Annotated in this window: 3 protein-coding genes; all 3 read right to left on the reverse strand. The window is 61.4% G+C overall.

Annotation, left to right across the window (positions count from 1 at the left end; translation table 11 throughout):
* On the reverse strand, window positions 1-936 hold a 936-nt coding region (locus tag ACEW8J_RS10520; RefSeq protein ID WP_373491596.1), incomplete at its 3' end, for a glycine--tRNA ligase subunit beta.
* A gap of 142 nt (window positions 937-1,078) precedes the next feature.
* The gene (locus ACEW8J_RS10525) at window positions 1,079-1,942 is read right to left on the reverse strand and encodes a glycine--tRNA ligase subunit alpha (RefSeq protein WP_373491598.1); all 864 of its coding nucleotides are present in this window, start codon (window positions 1,940-1,942) and stop codon (window positions 1,079-1,081) included.
* A 200-nt stretch (window positions 1,943-2,142) separates the two neighbouring features.
* On the reverse strand, window positions 2,143-2,812 hold a 670-nt coding region (locus tag ACEW8J_RS10530), incomplete at its 5' end, for a molybdopterin oxidoreductase family protein (RefSeq protein WP_373491597.1).

Here is a 2,812-nt window from a genome sequence, read left to right on the forward strand (position 1 = left end):
GAAATATTTCTGGTTCACCCGGGCGGTCAGCTGGATCACCTCTTCGGGTACATCAAGAAAGGCCGGATCGAAGCTGCCGAGCAATGGCACCGGCCATTCGGTCAGCCCGGCATTTTCGATCACCAGACCTTCATCCTCGACCAGCTCCAGGCCGGCGGCTGATGCAGCCTTGGCGGCACCGTCGCGGATGATATTCTGGCGCTCCTCATGATCGACGATGACATGGCAGGCGCGCAGTTTCTCGGCATAATCGGCGGCGTTGCCGATGGTGATTTGCCCGGGCTCCGTTCGTGTCGAGCGTAGTCGAGACACGCTGGTTTCGCTTGCTGCCGCCTGTCTCTCGACTTCGCTCGAGACGAACGGGACGGAGTGCTGGAACCGGTGGCCGACGGTTTCGTAACCCGACTGTATGCCGTCAATCTCGCATTCCACCAGATCGTCGCCGAGGATCGCGACGATCCCGCTCAGCGGCCGGACCCAGCGCAGACTTTCGGTTGACGCACTGGCGTCACCCCAGCGCATCGATTTCGGCCAGGGGAAAGCCCGGATGATCGACGGTATCGCTTCGGCCAGCACATCGCGGGTCGTGCGGCCCGGCTTGTTGATCACAGCGAAATAAGTGGGTCGCCCCTTGACGTCACGCAGCTCCAGCTGGTCGCGGGTAATGCCATTCTTGCGGCAAAAGCCCTCGACCGCCTGGTCCGGCGCGCCTTCCGGTGGTCCCTTGGCTTCCTCGCTGACCGCTTCGGTCTGCGCGGGCAGGTCTCTGGCGATCAGCGCGAGCCGCCTTGGCGTCGAGTAAACAGTGATGGCGCCGGCTTTGAGGCCGGCTTCGGCCAGTTGCTCGGTGAACAGGCGCTCGAGGTCGACGCGCGCCTTGGCCTGCATCCGTGCGGGGATTTCTTCGGACAGCAGTTCGAGGAGGAAGTCGGTCATGACAGCCCTCTCCCCTTTAGGGGGGAGGGAAGAGCCGCGTAGCGGCGAAGGGAGGGGGGACTGTACCGACAGGCCGAAGATGGGGAACATCCCCCACACCTAGCCACACCCCAGAAGGGGAGAGGGACATGACAATAACCCATCACGCAGCCCATCCGTTCTTTTCCATATGCGCTTCGCAGCTACCCTTGGCGAGGTCGCGGACGCGGCCCATGTAGCTGGCGCGTTCCTGGACGCTGATCACGCCGCGGGCCTGCAGCAGGTTGAACATATGGCTGGCCTTGATCGCCTGCTCATAGGCCGGAATCGGCAATTTTTTCTCGAGGCAATTCTCGCACTCGGCGGCGGCCTTGTTGAACAGGTCGAAAAGCCGGTCGGTGTCGGCGACCTCGAAGTTCCAGGCCGACATCTGCTTCTCATTCTCCAGGAAGATATCGCCATAAGTCATTCCAGCGCCGTTATAATCCAGATCGTAAATGCTATCGACACCCTGGATGTACATGGCCAGCCGTTCGAGGCCGTATGTCAGTTCGCCGGACACCGGCTTGCAGTCGAAACCGCCCATCTGCTGGAAATAGGTGAACTGGGTGACCTCCATGCCGTCACACCAGACTTCCCAGCCAAGGCCCCAGGCGCCGAGCGTCGGGCTTTCCCAGTCATCCTCGACAAAGCGGATGTCGTGCAGCAACGGGTCGATGCCGATCACGGTCAGGCTGTCGAGATAGAGCTGCTGGATATCCGGCGGCGAGGGTTTCAGGATCACCTGATATTGATAATAATGCTGCAGCCGGTTGGGATTTTCGCCGTAGCGGCCGTCGGTCGGGCGGCGGCAGGGCTGGGCGAAGGCGGCTTTCCAGGGATCGGGCCCGAGCGCGCGCAGCGTGGTGGCGGTGTGGAACGTCCCTGCCCCCATTTCCATGTCATAGGGTTGCAGGATAGCACAGCCCTGATTGCCCCAATATTCATGGAGTTTCAGGATGATCTGCTGGAAGCTGAGCGGCTTCATGTCGGTCAAAATCAGAGCTTTCTTCGCGGCTGCAATATCAAAGCGCTGCTTTGGCGAAAGGGCGGCAGAGGGTCAAGGGAGGAATGGGCGAAGCAAAAGCTTATTCGTCATGCTGAACCTGTTTCAGCGCCCCTCCGGGTTAGTTCGTGCCGAACGAGGTCCTGAAACAAGTTCAGGATGACGACTCTTGTTCCGCTGACCTATTCCGCCGCGACCATTTCCTCTGCCCGCGCTACCGTCACCGGCACCGCATTCAGGACGGCATTGCCGGACAGCGGATCATAGCTGCGCGTATCGGTCAGGTCATTGAGCGAAACCCCTGGTTTTTCACGGGCTACCGACAGGCCGACGCCTTTGCGTCCATGGCCGAAACCATGCGGAATTGACACCACGCCGGGCATGACGTCATCGGTCACTTCGACCGGGATATCGACGCTGTTGACCCGGCTGGTGATGCTGGCGATGTCACCGTCGCCGAGACCGCGCGCCCTGGCGTCATCCGGATGGATCATCAGCGTGCAGCGGTCCGGTCCCTTGAGCAGTCTTTTGCTGTTGTGCAGCCAGCTGTTGTTCTGGCGGACGTGGCGGCGACCAATCAGGCGGAGGCTGTCGGGCCGTTCATTGTTGAGCGAAGCGGCAAAGCGCTGCAGTTCGGCGAGAAAATCGGGATGAGCGCCATGAATCTTCTTGTCCTCGGTGCGCAGCCGCTCGGCCATGCAGGGACGCAGCGGGCCGAGATCGATGCCATTGGGCGCGGCTTCGACTTCCGCCAGCGTCAGGCCAGCGGGCGAGCTTTGCAGCATGCCGTCGAGCACATCGCGCGGCTCGCGGATATTGGGGACATCCTGGCCGTCCTGCGCCAATATTTCC

Origin of the sequence: Parasphingorhabdus sp. (assembly GCF_041748495.1) — a bacterium.
GTDB lineage: Bacteria > Pseudomonadota > Alphaproteobacteria > Sphingomonadales > Sphingomonadaceae > Parasphingorhabdus.